The organism is Mesorhizobium sp. Arg314 (assembly GCF_053714275.1).
Genome location: NZ_JBSKBP010000002.1, coordinates 40,488 through 61,167, shown reverse-complemented (window position 1 = coordinate 61,167; position 20,680 = coordinate 40,488). Strand labels below are relative to the sequence as shown.

The 20,680-nt window shown below is 62.4% G+C and carries 21 protein-coding genes and 1 pseudogene; 9 read left to right on the top strand and 13 right to left on the bottom strand.

Annotation, left to right across the window (positions count from 1 at the left end):
• The first annotated feature begins 50 nt into the window (after window positions 1–50).
• The 3 genes from ACWGS9_RS02300 to ACWGS9_RS02290 all read left to right on the top strand — a co-directional run bounded on the left by ACWGS9_RS02300 (window position 51) and on the right by ACWGS9_RS02290 (window position 3,837).
• Complete coding sequence (locus ACWGS9_RS02300; protein WP_454503703.1) at window positions 51–1,715, top strand: sugar ABC transporter substrate-binding protein; 1,665 nt, start codon at window positions 51–53, stop codon at window positions 1,713–1,715.
• 77 nt (window positions 1,716–1,792) lie between these two features.
• Complete coding sequence (locus ACWGS9_RS02295) at window positions 1,793–2,908, top strand: carbohydrate ABC transporter permease (protein ID WP_454503702.1); 1,116 nt, start codon at window positions 1,793–1,795, stop codon at window positions 2,906–2,908.
• Window positions 2,909–2,919: 11 nt separating this feature from the next.
• Complete coding sequence (locus ACWGS9_RS02290; RefSeq protein ID WP_454503701.1) at window positions 2,920–3,837, top strand: carbohydrate ABC transporter permease; 918 nt, start codon at window positions 2,920–2,922, stop codon at window positions 3,835–3,837.
• Window positions 3,838–4,003: 166 nt separating this feature from the next.
• On the opposite strand, the gene ACWGS9_RS02285 is transcribed toward ACWGS9_RS02290, so the two are convergent.
• Both ACWGS9_RS02285 and ACWGS9_RS02280 read right to left on the bottom strand, forming a co-directional pair.
• On the bottom strand, window positions 4,004–4,747 hold the full coding sequence (locus ACWGS9_RS02285; protein ID WP_454503700.1) for a creatininase family protein: 744 nt from the start codon (window positions 4,745–4,747) through the stop codon (window positions 4,004–4,006).
• A gap of 3 nt (window positions 4,748–4,750) precedes the next feature.
• A complete protein-coding gene (locus ACWGS9_RS02280; protein WP_454503699.1) occupies window positions 4,751–5,317 on the bottom strand; it encodes an SIS domain-containing protein in 567 nt (188 codons plus the stop codon).
• A 186-nt stretch (window positions 5,318–5,503) separates the two neighbouring features.
• On the opposite strand from ACWGS9_RS02280, the gene ACWGS9_RS02275 reads away from it, so the two are divergent.
• On the top strand, window positions 5,504–6,526 hold the full coding sequence (locus ACWGS9_RS02275; protein WP_454503698.1) for an aldo/keto reductase: 1,023 nt from the start codon (window positions 5,504–5,506) through the stop codon (window positions 6,524–6,526).
• A 57-nt stretch (window positions 6,527–6,583) separates the two neighbouring features.
• On the opposite strand, the gene hupB is transcribed toward ACWGS9_RS02275, so the two are convergent.
• From hupB to clpP, 4 genes are all read right to left on the bottom strand, one after another.
• The gene (hupB, locus tag ACWGS9_RS02270; protein WP_027166452.1) at window positions 6,584–6,856 is read right to left on the bottom strand and encodes a DNA-binding protein HupB; all 273 of its coding nucleotides are present in this window, start codon (window positions 6,854–6,856) and stop codon (window positions 6,584–6,586) included.
• A gap of 196 nt (window positions 6,857–7,052) precedes the next feature.
• On the bottom strand, window positions 7,053–9,464 hold the full coding sequence (gene lon / locus ACWGS9_RS02265) for an endopeptidase La (protein ID WP_320307332.1): 2,412 nt from the start codon (window positions 9,462–9,464) through the stop codon (window positions 7,053–7,055).
• A gap of 275 nt (window positions 9,465–9,739) precedes the next feature.
• Window positions 9,740–11,014 (bottom strand): ATP-dependent Clp protease ATP-binding subunit ClpX, encoded by a 1,275-nt coding sequence (clpX, locus tag ACWGS9_RS02260; RefSeq protein WP_320215944.1) that lies wholly within the window; start codon window positions 11,012–11,014, stop codon window positions 9,740–9,742.
• Window positions 11,015–11,311: 297 nt separating this feature from the next.
• The gene (clpP, locus tag ACWGS9_RS02255) at window positions 11,312–11,941 is read right to left on the bottom strand and encodes an ATP-dependent Clp endopeptidase proteolytic subunit ClpP (RefSeq protein WP_320215943.1); all 630 of its coding nucleotides are present in this window, start codon (window positions 11,939–11,941) and stop codon (window positions 11,312–11,314) included.
• 345 nt (window positions 11,942–12,286) lie between these two features.
• Between clpP and ACWGS9_RS02250 the strand changes: the two genes are divergently transcribed.
• Window positions 12,287–12,874 (top strand): hypothetical protein, encoded by a 588-nt coding sequence (locus tag ACWGS9_RS02250; protein WP_454503697.1) that lies wholly within the window; start codon window positions 12,287–12,289, stop codon window positions 12,872–12,874.
• A 133-nt stretch (window positions 12,875–13,007) separates the two neighbouring features.
• On the opposite strand, the gene ACWGS9_RS02245 is transcribed toward ACWGS9_RS02250, so the two are convergent.
• The 3 genes from ACWGS9_RS02245 to ACWGS9_RS02235 all read right to left on the bottom strand — a co-directional run bounded on the left by ACWGS9_RS02245 (window position 13,008) and on the right by ACWGS9_RS02235 (window position 15,045).
• Window positions 13,008–13,211 carry a DUF3126 family protein gene (locus ACWGS9_RS02245; protein WP_027166457.1) on the bottom strand — a complete coding sequence of 68 codons (204 nt, stop codon included), beginning with the start codon at window positions 13,209–13,211 and terminating at the stop codon, window positions 13,008–13,010.
• Between the two features lie 148 nt (window positions 13,212–13,359).
• Window positions 13,360–14,208 carry a serine O-acetyltransferase gene (cysE, locus tag ACWGS9_RS02240; RefSeq protein WP_454503696.1) on the bottom strand — a complete coding sequence of 283 codons (849 nt, stop codon included), beginning with the start codon at window positions 14,206–14,208 and terminating at the stop codon, window positions 13,360–13,362.
• A gap of 204 nt (window positions 14,209–14,412) precedes the next feature.
• The gene (locus tag ACWGS9_RS02235) at window positions 14,413–15,045 is read right to left on the bottom strand and encodes a VOC family protein (RefSeq protein ID WP_454503695.1); all 633 of its coding nucleotides are present in this window, start codon (window positions 15,043–15,045) and stop codon (window positions 14,413–14,415) included.
• A gap of 133 nt (window positions 15,046–15,178) precedes the next feature.
• Here ACWGS9_RS02235 and ACWGS9_RS02230 point away from each other — a divergent pair, with 133 nt between their 5' ends.
• Both ACWGS9_RS02230 and speB read left to right on the top strand, forming a co-directional pair.
• Window positions 15,179–15,778 carry an HD domain-containing protein gene (locus tag ACWGS9_RS02230; RefSeq protein WP_454503694.1) on the top strand — a complete coding sequence of 200 codons (600 nt, stop codon included), beginning with the start codon at window positions 15,179–15,181 and terminating at the stop codon, window positions 15,776–15,778.
• Window positions 15,779–15,877: 99 nt separating this feature from the next.
• Window positions 15,878–16,845 (top strand): annotated as a pseudogene (speB, locus tag ACWGS9_RS02225) (agmatinase).
• 110 nt (window positions 16,846–16,955) lie between these two features.
• Here the strand turns inward: speB and ACWGS9_RS02220 are convergent.
• From ACWGS9_RS02220 to ACWGS9_RS02205, 4 genes are all read right to left on the bottom strand, one after another.
• On the bottom strand, window positions 16,956–17,456 hold the full coding sequence (locus ACWGS9_RS02220; protein ID WP_454503693.1) for a GNAT family N-acetyltransferase: 501 nt from the start codon (window positions 17,454–17,456) through the stop codon (window positions 16,956–16,958).
• A 24-nt stretch (window positions 17,457–17,480) separates the two neighbouring features.
• On the bottom strand, window positions 17,481–18,248 hold the full coding sequence (locus ACWGS9_RS02215; protein WP_454503692.1) for an alpha/beta fold hydrolase: 768 nt from the start codon (window positions 18,246–18,248) through the stop codon (window positions 17,481–17,483).
• A 16-nt stretch (window positions 18,249–18,264) separates the two neighbouring features.
• Window positions 18,265–18,765 (bottom strand): DUF192 domain-containing protein, encoded by a 501-nt coding sequence (locus ACWGS9_RS02210; protein WP_454503691.1) that lies wholly within the window; start codon window positions 18,763–18,765, stop codon window positions 18,265–18,267.
• 142 nt (window positions 18,766–18,907) lie between these two features.
• Window positions 18,908–19,501, bottom strand: coding sequence for a cold-shock protein (locus tag ACWGS9_RS02205; protein WP_454503690.1), 594 nt, complete (start codon window positions 19,499–19,501; stop codon window positions 18,908–18,910).
• A 259-nt stretch (window positions 19,502–19,760) separates the two neighbouring features.
• Here ACWGS9_RS02205 and gloA point away from each other — a divergent pair, with 259 nt between their 5' ends.
• Entirely contained in the window at window positions 19,761–20,201 is a 441-nt protein-coding gene (gloA, locus tag ACWGS9_RS02200; RefSeq protein ID WP_454503689.1) for a lactoylglutathione lyase, read from the top strand.
• A 124-nt stretch (window positions 20,202–20,325) separates the two neighbouring features.
• Window positions 20,326–20,613 carry a DUF2218 domain-containing protein gene (locus ACWGS9_RS02195; protein WP_454503688.1) on the top strand — a complete coding sequence of 96 codons (288 nt, stop codon included), beginning with the start codon at window positions 20,326–20,328 and terminating at the stop codon, window positions 20,611–20,613.
• The last annotated feature ends 67 nt before the right edge of the window (window positions 20,614–20,680 follow it).

Genomic DNA, 20,680 nt, shown 5'->3' with positions numbered 1-20,680 from the left:
AGAGATTGGCACTTCAATTCAATCGCTGTTGTTCTGGGAGGAACCTGTAGATGAGAGTCGACCTGTATGAGAAACTGATGCGCGCCGGCGCGAGCCGCCGCGATCTGTTGAAGGGCGCGGCCAGCATGGCCGCAATCGCCGCCGCGTCCGGCGCCGGGCTCGGCGCGTTGACAAGGCCGGCCTCTGCCGCCGACAGCTTACGCGCGCAAATCGTGCAGATACCCGGCGTCGGCAAAGGCCAGCCGACGGACGCCGACTTCCAGAAGGTCGGCGAGCTTTGCCTAGGAGCAACCAAGGCCAGTATCAAGCAAGGTGAATTCGCCGGCGTCGAGCTCACCTTCATGGGCCTCAACAACCAGAACCTGCACAATGTACTGTTCCGTGGCTTCCTGAAGCCCTGGGAGGCCTATACCGGCGCCAAGATCAGCTGGATCGACCTCGCCCAGGCCGACTACAACGCCCGCCTGCAGCAGTCCATCGCTACCAAGACCGTCGACTTCGATATCATCGAGATGGGCGCGCCCTTCGAAGGCGACGTCTGCGGCAAGGGCCTTACCTCGGAGATGCCTGACTGGGTCAAGAAGCAGATCGACTTCGACGACCTCGTCAACTACCTGAAGCCCCCGGTCGGCACTTGGGACGGCAAGCAATATCGCTGCACCATCGACGGCGACACGCACAACTTCAACTACCGCACCGACGTGTTCGCCGATGCCGACCTCGCCAAGCAATGGAAGGCAAGCGGCGCGACGACCGAGTGGGGCGTTCCGAAGACCTGGCAGGAAGTGCAGGCCGTCACCAAGTTCCTCAAGGGCAAGAAGTTCAAGGGCCAGGATGTCTACGGCTATCTCGACGCGCCCAAGCCCTGGGGCGGCTTCGGCTTCTACTTCCTCGGCAGCCGCGCTACCGCCTATGCCAAGCACCCGGATGACAAGGCCTGGCTGTTCGATCTCGATACGATGAAGCCGCGCATCAACAACCCGGCCTGGGTGCGCGCCATCCAGGATGTGATCGACGCCCTGCCGTCCGAACCTGCAGATCAGATCAACGCCGATCCAAACACCACGGGCTTCCAGCAGTTCCTGGCCGGAACCGGCTCGATGATCCCGTGGTGGGGCGATATCGGCTCCAACGTCAAGACCAACGACTCGTCGGTGATCGGCGACGTCACCGGCTTCTCGATCCTGCCGGGTTCGGACGACGTCTACAACTCCAAGACCGGCAAGTGGGAGAAGCTCGCAAGCGGCCCGAACTATTCGCCGAATTGCGCCTATCTCGGCTGGGGCGTCTATGTCATGGCCCGCGTCGACAGCGACGAGAAAAAGAAAAAGGCGGCATGGTCGGCCGCCGCCCATCTCGGCGGCAAGGACCTGTCGCTCTGGACGGCGATGTATCCGTCGGGCTTCCAGCCCTACCGCAACTCCCATTTCAACATTCCGGAATGGGTGGCGGCGGGCTATGCCGAGGCCTTCATCACCTCCTATCTCAAGTCGGAGGGCGACTCTTACAACCACCCAAACGCGGCGATCGAACCGCGCATCCCCGGCATCTTCCAGTACTACTCGGCCGCCGAGGACATTCTGGCCAACACCTTCGCCGGCAAGATGAAGGCACAGGAAGGCGCCGACGCCATCGCCGCCGCCTGGGAAAAGCTGACCGACCAGATCGGCCGTGAAAAGCAAGTCAAGCTCTACAAAGCCTCGCTCGGCATGTAGGCTGTCACATCGAAAAGTCGCGGCCCGGCGACCTCGTCGCCGGGCCGCATGTTTAGGTTGACGCAAGGGGCAAGAGCGTGGCTGAGCAGACTTCGACCGCGAATGCGTGGTCGGCACATCCTGCCGACCTGATCCCGGCCGGCCGCAAGCGCCTCGGCTGGGGCGTGCTGGCCATCGCAACACTTGGCCTTCTGGCGATCATCGTCGTGCAGATCCTCTACAAGACCGAGATGTCCGCCGTCGGTTTCGACACCTGGCGTCCGGTGATCTACGCCTATATCCTATGGGGCGCAGCGCTCGGCGCATGGCAGGTTCTGACGCGTGGCGAGGACGGCCAGCGCGCGCTGTTCCTATTGCCGGCGCTGCTTTTTACCATCGCCATGGTGATCTTCCCGACGCTGTTCGGTTTCTACATCGCGCTCACCGACTGGAACCTCAGTTCCTTCAGTGGCCGCAGGTTTAACGGGCTCGACAATTTCTGGCAGATGCTGAGCGATCCCTATTACCGCAATGCGCTGTTCAACATGGTGCTCTACGTGCTGGCGGTGCTGGTCGAATATGTCATCGCCTTCGGCCTGGCGCTGTTGCTGAACGCGCAGATCCGGGCGCGAAAATTCTTCCGCGTCGTCTTCCTGATGCCGCTGATGCTGTCGCCGGTCGCGGTGTCCTGGATGATCGGCAAATCGCTGATGGAGTACCGGTTCGGACCGGCTGCGACGTTGGCGCGCCATCTCGGCTGGGACAACCCCGCCTTCTTCTCCGATCCGATCACCGCGCGCATCGCGATCATGATCCTCGATGCCTGGACCTTCATTCCGTTCATGATGATCATGCTGCTGGCCGGCCTGCAGGCAATGTCGCGCGAGGTGCTGGAGGCGGCGCGCGTCGACGGCGCGACCGCATGGCAGACCTTCTGGCAGGTCACCTTCCCGCTGATGCTGCCGGTCTCAGTGACCGCCGTCATCCTGCGCATCATCTTCAAGTTGAAGCTTGCCGACATCATCATCACGGTGACCTCGGGCGGCCCGGGCGGTGCGACCGATTCCGTGTCGAGCTTTATCTACCGCGAATACCGCGACCGCTCGAATGTCGGCTATGGCACCATGCTGGCGATGGCCTATCTGGTCATCATCGTGGTGTTCGTGACCTGGCTCCTGAAGCTCGCCAACCGCTTTGTGCGCAACGTCAACTGAGTGGCCGGATCATGAGCGTTCAGACCACCGACTATACCGTCTCCGAAATCCGTTCTCCGGCGAGCTTCATCACCAGCCGCGTCTTCATCTATGGCGCGCTCGTCTTCTGGGCCTTCGTCTGCCTGTTCCCGATCTACTGGACGATCACCACCTCGTTCAAATCGGCGGTCGACGTCACTCAAGGGCATCTGGTCCCCTTCGTCGACTTCCAACCGGATTGGAAGGGCTGGCGGTCGCTCGGCCTGTCACCGGATTCGATCTTCCAGACATCGACCGTGCGCGACGAATTCCTGAAACGCTTCATGAATTCGGTCATCACCTCCGTGGGGGCATCGGGCCTCGCCATCATCATCGGCAGCCTCGCCGCCTACGGCCTCACCCGCTACCGCTACAAGTTCGCCTGGTTCAAGAACGAGGACATCTCCTTCTTCTTCCTGTCGCAGTTGATCCTGCCACCGGTCGTGTTGGCGCTCCCCTTCCTGGTGCTCTACCGCGAAGTGGCACTCCTCGATACGCGGATCGGGCTCGTGCTCCTCTACACGCTGATGGTGCTGCCGATCGTCATCTGGGTCATGCGCGACCAGTTCAACTCTATTCCCATCGAGCTGGAGGAAGCTGCTTTGGTCGACGGCCTGTCGATCTGGGGCGCTTTTTTTCGCATCGTCATGCCGATTGCCCTGCCGGGTATGGTCGCCGCCTTCATCCTGGCAATGGTGCTGTGCTGGAACGAATATTTTTTCGCGGCCCTTCTGACGTCGACGGACGCCAAGACGATTCCCGTCATGGTGGCGAGCCAGACCGGCTCGCAAGGCATCAACTGGTGGTCGATGGCCGCCCTTGCCACGGCCGCCATCGCGCCGCTGGCGATCATCGGCATCGCGCTCGAGCGCTATCTGATCATGGGCATGACGGCCGGCTCGGTGAAATAGCTGGACTTCTCCTTCTCCCCTTGCGGGAGAAGGTGTCGCCGAAGGCGACGGATGAGGGGTGCTCCAGGGAGCGCCGATGTGTCACTCCGCTGGAACACCCCTCATCCGTCTCGGCGCTAACGCGCCGATCCACCTTCTCCCACAAGGGGAGAAGGAAGAACCGCGCCTATCGCACCAAGATCGCCCTGAGATGGTCGAGGATCATCGCGACGCCTATCTTGCCGAGACCCGCCGAGGCTTCCGCGGCGGTTTTCGTGTACCAGCTGGTGTTGTCGGCGAAATGCTTCTCGTCCACCGCCTCAGGGCACAGCGCCAGCATAAGCGACGTTTCACCTTTGCCGGCATGGTCGAACGGGTACTTGCCGTTCATCGTGGCCGGCATCAGCGGATGCACCTGCACCCAGTTGAAGACATTCTCGCCCTGGGCATGGCCGGCATAGTAGTCGACCATCTTGTCGGAACCCCACCAGCCCTCCCCGCGCTCATTTTCGAGGAAGCGAAAGATCGCCTGCCGGCCGGCGGTCTTGAAGGCGAGATCGGTCGGCATGCCCGCCGCGAAATTCTCGGTCTGATGGTGGATGATGGCGTGGATGTTGCGGAAGCCGATGCGCAGCAGGCCGTGGAACAGCTCCTCCGCGAAAGGTGAAAGCACCTTACCGCCGACCTGCACCGAGCCGCTGCCTTCCGGCGCCGCCACCGCATAGCTCGCCGCGCCGTAGTAGAAGGGCGGCAGGATGACGAGGTCTTTTTCCTTTTCGATCAGCTCCACCGTCTTGATGACGGCCAGCGTGTCCATGCCGACCGCCATGTGCTCGCCATGGTATTCGAGCACGCCGAGCGGCAACACGACCGGCCAGTTCTCGTCGATCGCCGTGCGGATCTGGTGCGGTAGCATCAGTTCGTAACGCATCCCCTACTCCATGTTGGTGTGCCTGGCGCGCATCGCTTCCGGCGTGGCATTGGTCAGGCGTTTAAGCTTCAGCACCATGATTTCGAACAAAAGGAAAAGCGCGCCTTCGAACAGCGAGCCCATCGGCAGCACCGAGGTTCTTGCCGCGCCCTGGTCGCTGGCCATGGTCTGCGCCGGAATGAGCAGGGTGAAGTCGGCGCGCTTCGCGGCGCTGCCGCCGGCCTCCGCCGTCAAAAGCAGCACTTTGGCGCCGGCCTCGTGGGCAACCCGCATCAAGGTCAGCACCGTGGTGGTTTCGCCTGGCCCTGAACTCACCAGGAAGACATCACCCTGCCCGAGCGGCGGCGTGGTCATGTCGCCGACGACGGAGACCGGCAGGCCGAGATGGTAGAGCCGCATGGCAAAGCCCTTGACCTGCAGCGCCTCGCGGCCGCAGCCATAGACGGCGATCTTGCCGGCGCCGGCAAGCATTTCGCAGGCGGCGTCGATCCGGGTTTCATCCGTGCGCGCCAGCACCGCGCCAAGCTCGTCCAGCGCGGTCGCGAACATCCCGGATCCGGCTTTGGTCATGACGGCTCGCCCTGTCTGCCGAGGTATCGCAAGGCTCTGTGATTGGCGGTTCACCGCCCGCGAAAGGCCTGCTTTTTGCTCATGCTACCACCGCGAAAATCGCTGTCCAACGAGCCTCGGCACTTTTGCTGGGCCACGAGCGTGATAGTGTCATGTCAGACAAATCACTCCGGGACATCGTCAGACATGAAGACACGGCATTTCGACCGCATCGGCAATGGCGGCATCACCTTCACCGAGCTCGGTTTCGGCACCGCGCCGCTCGGCAATCTCTACCGCGCCGTCTCCAACGAGGACGCCAATGCCACCTTGGAAGCTGCATGGGCGACGGGCTGCCGCTACTACGATACGGCGCCGCTCTACGGCCTCGGCCTCTCGGAAACCCGCCTCAACCCTTTCCTGCGCGGCAGAAAGCGCGACGACTATGTGCTGTCGAGCAAGGTCGGCCGCATCATGCGCGTTGCCCCGCCGGATCAGCGCACCGGCATCGGCAAGTTCTTCGAGACGCCGTCGCGCCGGGAAGTCTACGACTACAGCTATGACGGCGTCATGCGCTCCTTCGAGGCCTCGCTGGAGCGCCTCGGCGTCGATCGCATCGACATCCTCTTCGTCCACGACGTCGACATCTTCACCCATGGCAGCAAGGAAGCCTCGGATGCCCGCATCGAGGAGTTCATGTCGTCCGGTTATTACGGGCTGATGGCGCTGCGCGACCAGGGCGTGATCAAGGCCTTCGGCGGCGGCATCAACGAGTGGCAGGTCGCCCAGACGCTCGCCGAGCGCGGCGATTTCGACCTGTTCCTGCTCGCCGGACGCTACACGCTGCTCGAGCAGGAGGCGCTTGCCAGCTTCCTGCCGCTTTGCCAAGAGCGCGGCATCGGCATCGTGCTGGGCGGCCCGTACAATTCCGGGGTGCTTGCGACCGGACCGAAGCCCGGCGCCTTCTACAATTACAGCGAGGCGCCGAAGGAGATCCTTGATCGCGTGGCGCGCATCGAGGCCGTCTGCGGCCGCCACAATGTGCGCCTGATCGAGGCGGCGCTGCAATTCCCGTTGCAGCATCCTTCGGTGATGTCGGTGATCCCCGGCGGCCAGCGGCCGGCCGAAGTCGAAAGCAACCGGGCGCTGCTCGATACCAAGATACCGGCGGCGCTGTGGGCGGATTTGAAACAGGAAGGCCTGATGCGCGCCGACGCGCCGACAGCCTGACGCTGCAAAAAGAAAAGCCGGGCAAGCCCGGCTTTTCTGCTCTTAAAGAAAAAGGTCTTAGTTGACCGCGTCCTTGAGGCCCTTGCCGGCCGAGAACTTCGGCACGGTGCGCGCCGGAATCTTCACCTCCGCGCCGGTCTGCGGGTTGCGGCCGGTCGAAGCAGCGCGTTTTGACACGGTGAAATTTCCGAAGCCGACAAGCCGGACATCGCCGCCCTTCTTCAGTTCGCCAGTGATCACAGAGAACACCGCATCGACGGCGGACTGCGCGTCAGCCTTCGAAATGCTTGCGGAGTCGGCGACGGCGGACACCAGTTCGTTCTTGTTCATAAAAATTCCCTTCCATGAGAAAACCGGAACTTACGACTCATCCGGCAGGAAACGGACTTTAGAAAGAAGCGTTCCGGAACCCAAGCCGAAAACCGCGGAATTCCGGGCTTTTTTCCATTTTTTCGTCGCTTTTTCACATGAAAAAGCCGGGCTGAAGACCCGGCTCTCTCTTTGTGCGCTGCAATGTTAGCAACAGCTAATGTGCAAGTGACTTTCCAGCATCGTCGCCGCTGTCGACCGGAGCCGGCGCATTAACCGGCTCGACCCACTCGATCGGCTCCGGCATCCTGGTGAGCGCGTGCGCGAGCACCTCGCCGACCCGCGAGACGGGGACAATCTCCATGCCGTTCTTCACATTGTCCGGAATCTCCGCCAGATCCTTGACGTTCTCTTCCGGGATCAGGACCTTCTTGATGCCGCCGCGCAGAGCCGCGAGCAGCTTCTCCTTCAGGCCGCCGATCGGCAAGATGCGGCCGCGCAGCGTTATCTCGCCGGTCATCGCCACATCGGCCCTGACCGGGATACCCGTCAGCACCGACACGATGGCAGTGGCCATGGCAGCACCTGCAGACGGGCCGTCCTTCGGGGTCGCGCCTTCCGGCAAGTGCACGTGGATGTCGCGCTTGTCGAACAGCGGCGGCTCGATGCCGAAATCGATCGCTCTTGAGCGGACATAGGACGCCGCCGCCGAGATCGATTCCTTCATCACGTCGCGCAGATTGCCGGTCACCGTCATGCGGCCCTTGCCGGGCATCATGACGCCTTCGACCGTCAGCAGCTCGCCGCCGACTTCCGTCCAGGCAAGACCAGTGACCACGCCGACCTGATCGTCGGCCTCGACCTGGCCGAAGCGGAAGCGCGGCACACCGAGATAATCGGCGAGGTTATCCGCCGTGATCTTCACCGTCTTCTTCTTCGTCCGCAGGATCTCGGTCACCGCCTTGCGGCCGAGCTTCATAAGCTCGCGCTCAAGGCTGCGCACGCCGGCTTCCCTGGTGTAGGTCTGGATGATGCCGCGGATCGCGTCCTCGCCGACCGAGAACTCGTTCGGCTGCAAGGCGTGATCGCGGATCACCTTGGGCATCAGGTGACGCTTGGCGATCTCGATCTTCTCGTCCTCGGTGTAGCCGGCGATACGGATGATCTCCATGCGGTCCATCAAGGGCGCAGGGATGTTCAGCGTGTTCGCCGTCGTCACGAACATCACGCTCGACAGGTCGTATTCGACCTCGAGGTAATGGTCCATGAACGTCGAGTTCTGTTCCGGATCAAGCACTTCCAGCAGGGCCGACGACGGATCGCCGCGGAAGTCCTGGCCCATCTTGTCGATCTCGTCGAGCAGGAAGAGCGGGTTGGACTTCTTGGCCTTCTTCATCGACTGGATGACCTTGCCGGGCATCGAGCCGATATAGGTCCGCCTGTGGCCGCGGATCTCGGCCTCGTCGCGCACGCCGCCGAGCGCCATGCGAATGAACTCGCGGCCGGTCGCCTTGGCGATCGACTTGCCGAGCGAGGTCTTGCCGACGCCGGGCGGTCCAACGAGGCACAGGATCGGCCCCTTGAGCTTCTTCTGCCGGCTCTGCACGGCCAGGTACTCGACGATGCGCTCCTTGACCTTGTCGAGGCCGAAATGATCGGTGTCGAGCACGTTCTGGGCGAAGGCGAGATCCTGCTTGACCTTGGAGTTCTTGCCCCACGGGATCGACAGCAGCCAGTCGAGATAGTTGCGCACGACCGTCGATTCAGCCGACATCGGCGACATCGAACGCAGCTTCTTCAGTTCGGCTTCCGCCTTCTCGCGGGCCTCCTTGGAAAGCTTGGTCTTCTTGATGCGCGCCTCGATCTCGGCGGCCTCGTCGCGGCCGTCCTCGCCTTCGCCGAGCTCCTTCTGTATCGCCTTCATCTGCTCGTTGAGGTAGTACTCGCGCTGCGTCTTCTCCATCTGGCGCTTGACACGCGAGCGGATACGCTTCTCCACTTGGAGCACCGAGATTTCGGCTTCCATAAAGCCCATTGCCTTCTCCAGACGCTCCTTGACGGAAAGCGTGGCGAGCATCTCCTGCTTCTCGGGGATCTTGATGGCGAGATGCGAGGCAACCGTGTCGGCGAGCTTGGAATAGTCGTCGATCTGGCTGGCGGCCCCCACCACTTCGGGCGAGATCTTCTTGTTCAGCTTGACGTAATTCTCGAAGTCGGTGACGACCGAGCGGGCCAGCGCCTCGATTTCGACCTCTTCCTCTTCCGGCTCGGCCAGCGCGGTGGCGCGTGCCTCGTGGAAATCGGCGCGGTCCGTGAACGAGACGATCTTGGCGCGCGAGGCGCCCTCGACCAGCACCTTTACGGTGCCGTCGGGAAGCTTCAAAAGCTGCAGCACATTGGCGAGCGTGCCGATGTCGAAAATCGCATCGGGCTCAGGATCGTCGTCGGCTGCATTCATCTGGGTAGCAAGCAGGATCTGCTTTTCCTGACCCATAACCTCTTCCAGCGCCTTGATCGACTTTTCACGGCCCACGAAGAGCGGAACGATCATATGCGGGAACACGACGATATCGCGCAGTGGGAGGACTGCGAAAACGCCGTCGCCGGAAGCCTTGGATATCTTGGCCATTGTCCAACCTTTCATGTCGCGGCCGCTTATTTTAGCCAACCGCGAATCTCATATTAACGACCGAGTGTCGTTCCGCCTACCACCGTTTGTGACGGGAGTTTTACAGCACAGAATGCGGCGCCTCGGCCTTCTGGTGTTAGGTGGATGCAGCCGGGGCAAAGATCAAGGGTTAACACGGTTGCTCGATCCCTTCCATTGCACAGCCCCACGCCTCTCACAGCAAAACGGCGCCACGCGGGCGCCGTTCCATGAAAATTGTGGGTCCAGATGCCATTTCAGGCGCTGACATTGCCCTTCTTTTCCTTCTGCTCGGAATAGATATAGAGCGGCCGGGCGCTGCCGGTTACCACCTCTTCCGAAATCACCACTTCGCGCACGCCTTCCAGCGCCGGAAGCTCGAACATTGTGTCGAGCAGGATCGCTTCCATGATGGAGCGAAGGCCGCGCGCGCCGGTCTTGCGCTCGATGGCGCGCTTGGCGATCGCCGACAGCGCGTTTTCATGGAAGGTCAGGTCGACATTCTCCATCTCGAACAGCCGCTGATACTGCTTGACGAGCGCGTTCTTCGGCTCGGTCAGGATCTGGATCAGCGCCGGCTCGTCGAGGTCTTCCAGCGTCGCCAGAACCGGCAGACGGCCGACGAATTCCGGGATCAGGCCGAATTTCAAGAGATCCTCCGGCTCGACCTGGCGGAACAGGTCGCCGGTGCGCCGGTCCTCGGGCGAAGCCACGGTGGCGCCGAAGCCGATCGAGGTCTTGCGGCCGCGATCCGAGATGATCTTGTCGAGCCCCGCGAAGGCGCCGCCGCAGATGAACAGGATGTTGGCGGTGTCGACCTGCAGGAATTCCTGCTGCGGGTGCTTGCGCCCCCCCTGCGGCGGCACGGAAGCGACCGTGCCTTCCATGATCTTGAGCAGCGCCTGCTGCACGCCCTCGCCCGACACGTCGCGGGTGATTGACGGGTTGTCCGACTTGCGCGAGATCTTGTCGATTTCGTCGATATAGACGATGCCGCGCTGGGCGCGCTCGACATTGTAGTCGGCCGACTGCAGCAGCTTCAGGATGATGTTCTCCACGTCCTCGCCGACGTAACCGGCCTCGGTCAGCGTCGTCGCATCGGCCATGGTGAAGGGCACGTCGATGATGCGGGCGAGCGTCTGCGCCAGCAGCGTCTTGCCGCAGCCGGTCGGGCCGATCAGCAGGATGTTCGACTTGGCCAGCTCGACATCGTTGTTCTTGCCGGCATGCGCGAGGCGCTTGTAATGGTTGTGGACCGCCACCGACAGCACGCGCTTCGCGTAAGGCTGGCCGATGACGTAATCGTCGAGGACCTTGAGGATTTCCTGCGGTGTCGGCACGCCCTCGCGCGACTTCACCATTGAGGTCTTGTTCTCCTCGCGGATGATGTCCATGCAGAGCTCGACGCATTCGTCGCAGATGAAGACCGTCGGCCCGGCGATCAGCTTGCGGACTTCGTGCTGGCTCTTGCCGCAAAACGAGCAGTAAAGCGTGTTCTTTGAATCACCGCCGCCGTTGCTGACCTTGCTCATTTTTCTGTCCTTTCACCAACGCCCGCCGGTGGTCTGGCTTGAGTGACGTCTCACCAATCTATCGCGGGAATCCGCCACCGCCAGTGTCCCGGCTCACACAGCGCATTCCGTACGAAACACAATTCAGAAAACGCGGCAATGATTCGCAGCAACCCCATGCAAAGCTAAGCCGTCGAAAATCAACATAGCCTTAACGTAGGCAATCCCAACGCCTGAGGGAACAGCCAAATGTGGCCGAAATGCCGCAAGCGGCGCCAAAAGCGCGTTATGCTGCCATCTGGCTGTCGACCGCCAGGCTCAGGCGGTGGCTGCCTCGGCGGGCTCGCGGCTTGAGATGACCTTGTCGATCAGGCCGAAATCCTTGGCCTCGTCCGCGCTCATGAAATGGTCGCGGTCGAGCGTCCTCTCGATCTCGTCATAGCTCTTGCCGGTGTGCTTGACATAGACCTCGTTCAGGCGGCGCTTCAGCTTGATGATGTCCTGCGCATGACGTTCGATGTCCGAAGCCTGGCCCTGGAAGCCGCCCGACGGCTGGTGGACCATGATCCGGGCGTTCGGCGTGGCAAAGCGCATGTCCTTGTGGCCGGCGGTCAAAAGCAGCGAACCCATCGAGGCGGCCTGACCGATGCAGAGCGTCGACACGGCCGGCTTGATGAACTGCATGGTGTCGTAGATCGCCATGCCCGAGGTGACGACGCCGCCCGGCGAATTGATGTAGAGGTTGATTTCCTTCTTGGGATTCTCCGCCTCGAGGAACAAAAGCTGTGCACAAACCAGCGTCGCCATACCATCCTCGACCGGGCCGGTGATGAAGATGATGCGTTCCTTCAAGAGACGCGAGAAGATGTCATAGGCACGCTCGCCGCGATTGGTCTGCTCGACCACCATCGGAACGAGGTTCATGTAGGTTTCAACGGGGTTCTTCATGGACTACCCTTGTTGGAGATGGATTCCGGCACCTTGATATATGAGCAATCGCGCGGAATCGTTCTGAATCGGTTAGGACCTAAATAGGATGCCGGCTCACCCTAGCGCAAGGCCGCCTCTCCTAGCCATCTGGTTAAGTCGAATCAAGCGCTGCGGCCGGCGAAGCACGGGGCCGCTTGGCCCCACGAGACGGGCTCGCTCCCGGTTGGCCGGCCGAAGCCATCCGCAAGGTAGCAATTCCTTAACCGCGCCGCTTAACGAAAAGCCTTGAAATCGCTGTCCGCCCCCGGACCTTCCGCTACAGTCCTGCGTTGTGAAGGCGTCCTTTTTCAACGGGGGAATGTCATGATCCGCAAAAGCTCCGCATCGCTGGCGGCAGTCGCGATGCTTGCCAGCGTCTCTGAAACCGCCGCCGGCGGCCGCGCGCTCGAATGCTATGAGCCGATCCACAGGCCAGCGCTATACGACACCGTCTATGAGGATGTGATGGTGAGCCCTGGCGGACAGGTGGTCGATTACGACGCGCCGATTTACGGCACCTACCAGGGCGTGGAGCAGATTGGGCCGCCGCGCGTCACCTATGAGACCGTCCCGGCGGTGACACGTACGGTCTACCACACGGTCAAGGTCGACGACGGCGGCTATGCCTGGGAATGGCGCGTCATCCATGGCCGCAAGGTGATGTGCAAAATATGGCGCAAGGCCCGCTACGCGCGCGTCGCCGAAACGATCGTGGTCCAACCGGAGCGCGTCCGACGCGTGGTTCTGCCGGCGGAATACGAAGGCGTCGCCCACGAAGTGCTGGTGCGGCCGGAACAGGTACGCGTGCGGGAAATTCCGCCTTCATATGGGACGGTGGCGCGCCGCGTGGTGGTGCGGGAAGGTTCGACCAGCTGGCGGCGGGTGCATATCCCGCGGCACTGCCGGGATTAGAGCAATTCCAGGAAAAGTGCGTCGCGGTTTTCCGTCCGGAATTGCGTCAAAACAAACCTTCGGCGGTATCTCGCCTGGAAATTGCGGCCGGGCGGGCGGCTATGTCGCACACCCCCTGCCGAAACGGTGTCGTTCAGGCCAGATCGATGTCGAGAATGGCCATCGAGAAATTATAGTCGCCGTCGTCCTCGTCCTTGAAGACGATGCCGAGGAACTCGTCGCCGACATAGACCTCGGCGGAGTCTTCCTTGCGCGGACGCGCCTTGACCTGCAGCTTGGGATTCTGGAAGACGCGTTTGAAATAAGCGTCGAGCTTTCTGATTTCGTCAGGCTTCAAAAGTCTTCTCCGAAATGTCGGCCATGTTCGTTGGAACGCGCTTCTGACACGCCAACAATGGCCATGTAAAGGCAAGCCGGCACAATTGCATAGGACAAAGCGGACCGAACCGGGCGGCCGGAATTCGGCAGGCGCCGCGACGGCAAAGTCAGATGTCGAAGCTGACCACGTGGTCCATGCTCTGCGATGGCAGGAGCTGGTCCATCTGCCGCGAAGGCTGGTCGCAGCCGGTCTCGCCCACGACCCGCGCGGGCACGCCGGCAACCGTCTTGTTGTGCGGCACGGGCGACAGCACGACCGAACCGGCGGCGATCTTCGAGCAGTGGCCGACCTCGATATTGCCGAGGATCTTGGCGCCGGCGCCGATCAGCACGCCGCGGCGGATCTTCGGATGACGGTCGCCATTGGCCTTGCCGGTGCCGCCAAGCGTCACGCCGTGCAAGATCGACACGTCATCCTCGATGACCGCCGTCTCACCGACGACCAGCCCGGTAGCGTGATCGATGAAGATACCCTTGCCGATCCGCGCGGCCGGGTTGATGTCGGTCTGGAACACCGACGACGAGCGGCTCTGCAAATAGAGCGCGAAGTCCCGGCGGCCCTGGTTCCACAGCCAGTGCGCCAGACGGTGCGTCTGGATGGCGTGAAAACCCTTGAAATAGAGCACCGGCATGATGAAGCGGTCGCAGGCCGGGTCGCGATCGTAATAGGCCTGGATGTCGACGCGAACCGTGGTGCTCCAGTCCGGATCGTCGGCCAGCATGGCCTTGAAGGTCTGGCGGATGAGGTCGGAGCCGATGTCCTGATGGTCAAGGCGCTCGGCCAGGCGGTGAATAACAGTTTCCTCCAGGCTCTCCTGGTTGAGGACGGTCGAATAGAGGAAGGCCGCGAGCAGCGGATCGCGGTTGACCGCATCCATCGCCTCATCGCGGATCGATCGCCAGATCGGATCGACCGGCTGCACCATGCTGGGGCGGGCAATCGTAACGCTGTTCATCGACGCTCTCCGGCCTTGCTCATTCTCCGGCGGCACATATAGGCCAGATCATAGCACGGTTGAACTCAATTTTCCTTAGTGCTTTGTCAAATGGACGTGGTTCACGCAAATTCAAGCGGCGATGGAAAACGAACCCTTGATCGGGGGATCGCGTTCGAAATCGCCCATTTTCGCATTCTCAGCGCGGCAATTTGGCGTCAGAGCCTACACCGGCAGCGTCGTTCCGGCCTGCTCCGCCACCATGTAAGCGGCATACCAGTCGGGCCAGTTCGTGTCATACTGCCCGCCGGTGCGCTTCTCGTGCTCGCCATGCGCCGCGGCCGCTCGCCGCAGCGCGGCGGCAAGGCCGGCCACCGAGGTGAAGATCGTGTCCTTGGCATCGACACGGCCAGGCAGACGCTGGGTGATCTCCTGCAACAGCCAGCCATTGCCGTCCGGGTCGCTGAAGGTGACGAAGGAGGAATAGCTGAGCCCCTGCGGATGCCGGCCCTTGATCGGCGGCTGGCCGGGGCCGTTTCGATGAAACACTTCGCTTGCCCCGACGCCGCGCGCCACCAGTTCCGCGCGCGCCGCTTCAATGTCGGTCACGATCAGATAAAGCACGTTTGCCGAACCGGGCGCGGCGGATGTGAGGCCCGTGCCGAAGTGGATCGAACAAGGCGAACCCGGCGGGGTGAACTGCACGACCCGGAACGCATCGCCGACCACGAAGTCGGCGTCGAGCCTCCAACCCAAGCCGACATAGAAGCTCTTGGCTCGATCGACGTCGGCAACGGGGATGACCACAGCCTCCAGCTTCATGTCGATCGTGCCCGGTTTTGGTGCGTTCGCGCTCATGCCAAGCTCCTTTGCGTCAGTGCCTGGGCGGCAGCTTCTCGCCGCCGCGCATTTTGGTCAATCGGTTGACGATTATGCTGTTGAAGTTGACGGCGACTTGCGCTGTCTTGCCGCCAGCCCGGGAAAATTCGCCATGGAAAACGAAACGCTGATCGACGACGCGCTGAAAAACGAGCTTTTCGCGCTCTATCAGGCCAAAGATCGCCACTATCACGGCATGGCCCACATCGAGGCCATGCTGGCGCTGGCTTATGAATACCGAGCCCTGCTCGATGACCCGGGCGCCGTCGAGGCCGCGATCTGGTTCCACGACGCCGTCTATGACAGCCGCGCCAAGGACAATGAGGCAAAGAGCGCGGCGTTGGCCGAGAAAAGGCTCGCCGGCCGCGCCAATCCTCATCGCCTCGCCCGCATCGCAGCAATGATCAACGCCACTGCCACGCACCAACTGCCGCCTCTCCGCGGCGAGCGCGCGGTCAACGATGCGGCCCATATGCTCGACATGGACCTGGCGATCCTCGGCGCCGAACCTGCGGTGTTCGACGCTTATGAGAGCGCGGTCCGGCTGGAATATGGCTGGGTGGAGGAGCCGATGTGGCGCGCTGGCCGCGCGGCGGTGCTGAAAAGCTTCCTCGCCCGTCCGCATATTTTCTATACGCAATCCTTCCGCGATCGCTTCGAGGCGCCCGCCAGGAAAAACCTGGACCGATCGCTGCAAGCATTGCAAGGCTAGGTTTGATAGGCCCACCGCCCGTTGGGCCTTGCCCCTATGCCTGAGCTCCTGATCCTGCGATCACTATCGATCGTGAACCGCTCCGAGACGGCCGTCATCATGGAAAACAGCTTCTTCCAACCCGTCGATGCCGCGCAGGTGCCGCGATTTGCCGGGCTTTCCACCTTCATGCGGCTCCCGGCCGTGCCGACCGCGCAGGGGCTCGACATCGCCCTTGTCGGGATATTCCGTGGGATGGCGGTACAACCAACCGGGCCGGCGCCCGGCACGGCCCGCGCGAAATCAGGAACCAGTCGAGCCTGATGCGCCGCGTCCACCACGTCTCGGGAACCGAACCGTTCAGCATCGCCAATGTCGCCGACGTAGGCGACCTCTCTGTCAATCCCATCAACTTGCTCGATGGGTTGAAGCGCATCGAGGACGGCATTGCCGCGATCGTTGCCGACGGAGCCCTGCCTCTGGCCGCTGGCGGCGACCATCTGACGACGCTGCCGGTGCTGCGCGCCGTGGCCCGCAGCGGGCCGGTCGGCATGGTTCATTTCGACGCGCATTCCGACACCAACGACGGCTATTTCGGCGACAATCCCTATACGCACGGAACGCCTTTCCGCCGCGCGATCGAGGAAGGGCTGCTCGACCCGAAGCGGATTGTCCAGATCGGGATTCGAGGCTCGATCTATGAGCCGGGCGAACACGACTGGGCGACCGCCCAGGGCGTGCGCATCATCTATATGGAGGAGTTCGTCAAACGCGGCGCCGCTTCCGTCATGCAGGAAGCGCGCGATCTGGTCGGCGACAGTCCCACCTATGTGACGTTCGACATCGACTGCATCGATCCCTCCATGGCGCCCGGCACCGGCACGCCGGAGCTCGGCGGCTTCACGACACGCGAGGCGCAGGAGATGGTCAGGCTGCTCGACGGATTGAATTTCGCCGGCGCCGATGTCGTCGAGGTCGCGCCTCCTTTTGACCTTGGCGGCATGACGGCGCTCGCCGGCGCCACGATAATGTTCGAGCTGCTGTGCGTCATGGCGAGATCGCTCGCCGACACGAGAGCGCGCGGCTAATGCATGTCGCCCAGAAGTGTGCAGCGGTTCTGGGACAACGACATGCATCAAAACAAAGACTTAAAGCGCGTCGCCTGAATCCGGTTCAGCGCGACGCGCTTTAGTTCCGCCTAATCAGGAAAGGTTTCGGTCCTCTGGGCGCAGACGCCAAATCCCGCGCGTCCGTAAACCGATTGCGCCGCCGGATGGTCATAGGTGTCGGTGTGAAGCCAAAGCCTTTCCGGCCGATGCGACCACGCCGCGCGCAATGCCCGGTCGAGCAGGAACGGCCCCAATCGCTTCCCTTGGAAAGCCGGAACCAGTCCGAAATGAACGAGCTCGATGGCCGCTTCCCCGACATTGTTGAACTCGCAGAAGCCCGCGGCCTCGCCGTCGACGCGCAGCACATGGATATGCGTCGAGGTGGCGGCAAGCACCGTTTCGAGTTCCACTTCCGCCATGCGCAGACGCTGATCCCATTGCACCGGTCCGCCGACCGCTCGGTAGAGATCGAGATAACTGCAAGGGCCGAGCCTTTCGCGCGCCATCATGGCGCCGGGCAAAGGCGACGCGCGCGGCGCGCCCCGCGGCGGCGCGGGCATCTCCATGTAGGTGACGAGAAGATCGACCATGGTCAGCCGGGGAGCCCCGCGCGCTCAGAGCGGGTTTTCGGCATAGAACTCGAGCACGCGCTGCTTGAAGCTCTTGTCGCCGACGGCGAGCATGTGGTCGCGGCCCTCGATGTGGAAAGCCCTGGCATTGGGCATTAGGGCCGCAAGCTCGTCCGGCGAGCCGCCGATGTCGTCCTTCGTGCCGACGGCGATCAGCGTCGGCTGGGCGATGCGCGCCATGTCCTCCTCGCCGAGCAGTTCGCGCGAGGTTGCGATGCAGGCCGCGAGCGCGCGCCGGTCGCTGCGCGTCTGGTCGGCGAAGGCGCGAAAGGAACGGCCGCGCGGATGCGTGGTTTGAGAGGGATCCTCCGCCAACAGGGCCGCCGCGATCGGATCCCAGTCGCCGACGCCGTCGACCATGCCGATGCCGAGCCCGCCGAACACCAACGTCGCCACCTTCTCCGGATCGGAAAGCGCCAGGAAAGCCGAGACGCGTGCCCCCATCGAGTAACCCATGACATGCGCGCGCCCGATGCCGAGATGTTCGAGCAGAGCGGCCGCGTCGGAAGCCATCTTTTCCGGCGTGTAATCGGCCTCGTCATAACTCTTCGATGACGAGCCATGGCCGCGGTGGTCGAAGGCAATCGCCCGGTAGCCGGCGTCGTTCAGCGTCTTGAACCAGCCCGGCGAGACCCAGTTGACATAGTGGCTGGAGGCAAAGCCATGGATCATCAGCACGGGGTCGCCCTGCCCCGAGGCCGGCTGGCGATCGAGAAAGGCAAGATCGAAACCGTCATGCGAAAAGAATTGCATCGGCAGAACGTGCTTTTCAGTTGGAACTGGCGCCCGCGCCGATGGCCGGATGGCGCAAAAGATCGCCTTCCTTGATGCCGTCCTTGGCGGCCGTGCCTGCCTTCAGTTCAAGCACGAAGCGCACGGGCTGTCCTGGTGAGATGATGGCTTCGGATTCCGGCTCGCCACGCTTGATGGCCTTGATCCGGCCGTCCTCACCGACGAAGACGAGGTCGAGCGCCATCGGCGTGTTCTTCATCCAGAAATCCACCTCGTCGGATCTTTCGAAGACGAACAACATGCCGTGATCGTCGGCCATCGTCCGGCGAAACATCAGTCCCGCCTCGCGTTCGGCGGAGGTATCGGCGATCTCGATGGAGAAAGAACGCTCGCCCGAGCCGGTCGACACCACAAGCGGTGTCCGATCGATGGGCAGCAGCATCGCATCCGCCAGGCCTGGTTTCAGGCCGGTGAAATAGGCAGCGAAAACGATCGCGGCGCAGAGCGCGCCTGCGGTCAGCCAATTGCGATGAGCCATCAGGTACCTCGTCCAGACCCACGTCCTAGAGACGGAGCATGATGTCGCATCATCTAGACCATGATCCGGACAAGTGGAACCGGTTTTCGGACAATAGGGTCGCGCCGCGGCAAAGGGACGGCTCGACTGCGTCGAGCGGCCCTTAGTGCGAGACCGACAAGGTGCCCATATCGGGGTGGATTTCGGCGGCCATAAGGCCTTTGTCGCCGCGTCCGAAGCGCACGAGCACGACCTGGCCCGGCCTGAGCTCCGTTATGCCGTAGCGCCGCAGCGTCTCCATGTGGACGAAGATATCTTCCGTCCCCTCGCCCCTCGTCAGGAAGCCAAAACCCTTGGTGCGATTGAACCACTTGACCAGGGCCCGCTCGAGGCCGCTCTCCGGGGTCACGGTGACGTGAGTGCGCTGTTCCTGTTCTGCCGGGTGGACAGCCGTCGAGGCATCCATGGAAAGAACCCGGAAAGCTTGCAGTCCGCGCTCGCCCTGCTTCACCAGGCAGACGACCCGGGCGCCTTCGAGCGCCGTCTGGAAGCCGTCCCTTCGAAGACAAGTCACATGGAGGAGGATGTCGCCCGAGACGCCGTCGTCCGGAAGAATGAAGCCGTAGCCCTTGGCCACGTCGAACCATTTGATAGCGCCGGCGATTTCGACAAGCTCGGCGGAATCGCCGCCATTGTCCCGCTGCAAGGCGTCGTCAAGGCTTCCGTCCCGCCTCGTGAAAGAGGCTTTTTCCCCCATAAGAATGCCCCCTTTTTCAACTGAACCGCAACTGATTCTTGCCAAGAGATTAACACTGCGGCTTCCGGGGTGTGCAAGGGCTGACGTGCCTTTTTTCACCGTTCAGCGCCGGAAAGGCTGAAATGTTGTTTGCCGGCGCTTCCGGAAGGCGAAATGGCAAGGTCCGAAATCGACCGCGCAGCCCCTATTGTCGGACGATTGCCCTTTCGCCGGGTGGCCCCTATGGTGCCCGCAACCCCAACACCCCGAGGAAACCGCCATGCGCTATCTGCACACAATGATCCGCGTCGCCGATGTCGACCAGTCGCTCGATTTCTATTGCAACAAGCTCGGTCTGAAGGAAGTGCGCCGTTACGAAAACGAGCAGGGCCGCTACACGCTGATCTTCCTCGCCGCGCCGGAAGACGAGCAGAACGGCATCAATGAGAAAGCGCCGCTGCTCGAGCTAACCTACAATTGGGACCCGGAAGACTATAAGGGCGGTCGCAATTTCGGGCACCTCGCCTATGAGGTCGACGACATCTACGCCACCTGCCGGAAGCTGATGGACAGTGGCGTAACCATCAATCGTCCGCCGCGCGACGGCAACATGGCCTTCATCCGCTCGCCCGACGGCATCTCGATCGAGCTTCTGCAGAAAGGCCCGGCCCAGGCCAAGGCCGAGCCGTGGGCCTCGATGCCCAACACGGGTGTTTGGTAGGGCCGGCGATCCCGCGCCGATTTGACCGGCGGCCGCTGGCGTTTCGCCAGGCCTCGCCTATCTATCAGCAATTGGCGCCAGCCTCATCCAGGCTGGCGTTTTCTTCATCCGCCAGGAGAATTTCATGCTGACCAGCCGCGCCGATGTCGCCACCGAACATGCCAGCCGCTACCTGCAGCAGCTCTGCAAGCATTGGTCGCACAAGTTCCCGGTCGAGTTCGACCCGCAGCACGGCGCCATCCAGCTCTCGATCGGCCGCACCGTGATGGAAGCCGACGACAGGGCGCTGCATATCGCTTTAGCCGCCGACGATGAAGCTTCGCTGGAGCGGCTGGAGACGGTGGTCGCCGACCATATCAAGCGCTTTGCCTTCCGCGAGGAATTGAGCTTCGACCGGCAAAAGGCCGCTTGAGTCCCGAAGCAATTCCAGGAAAAGTGCTTGGCGGTTAGGCTCGGCGGCTTCGCCGTGGCCTTCCGTC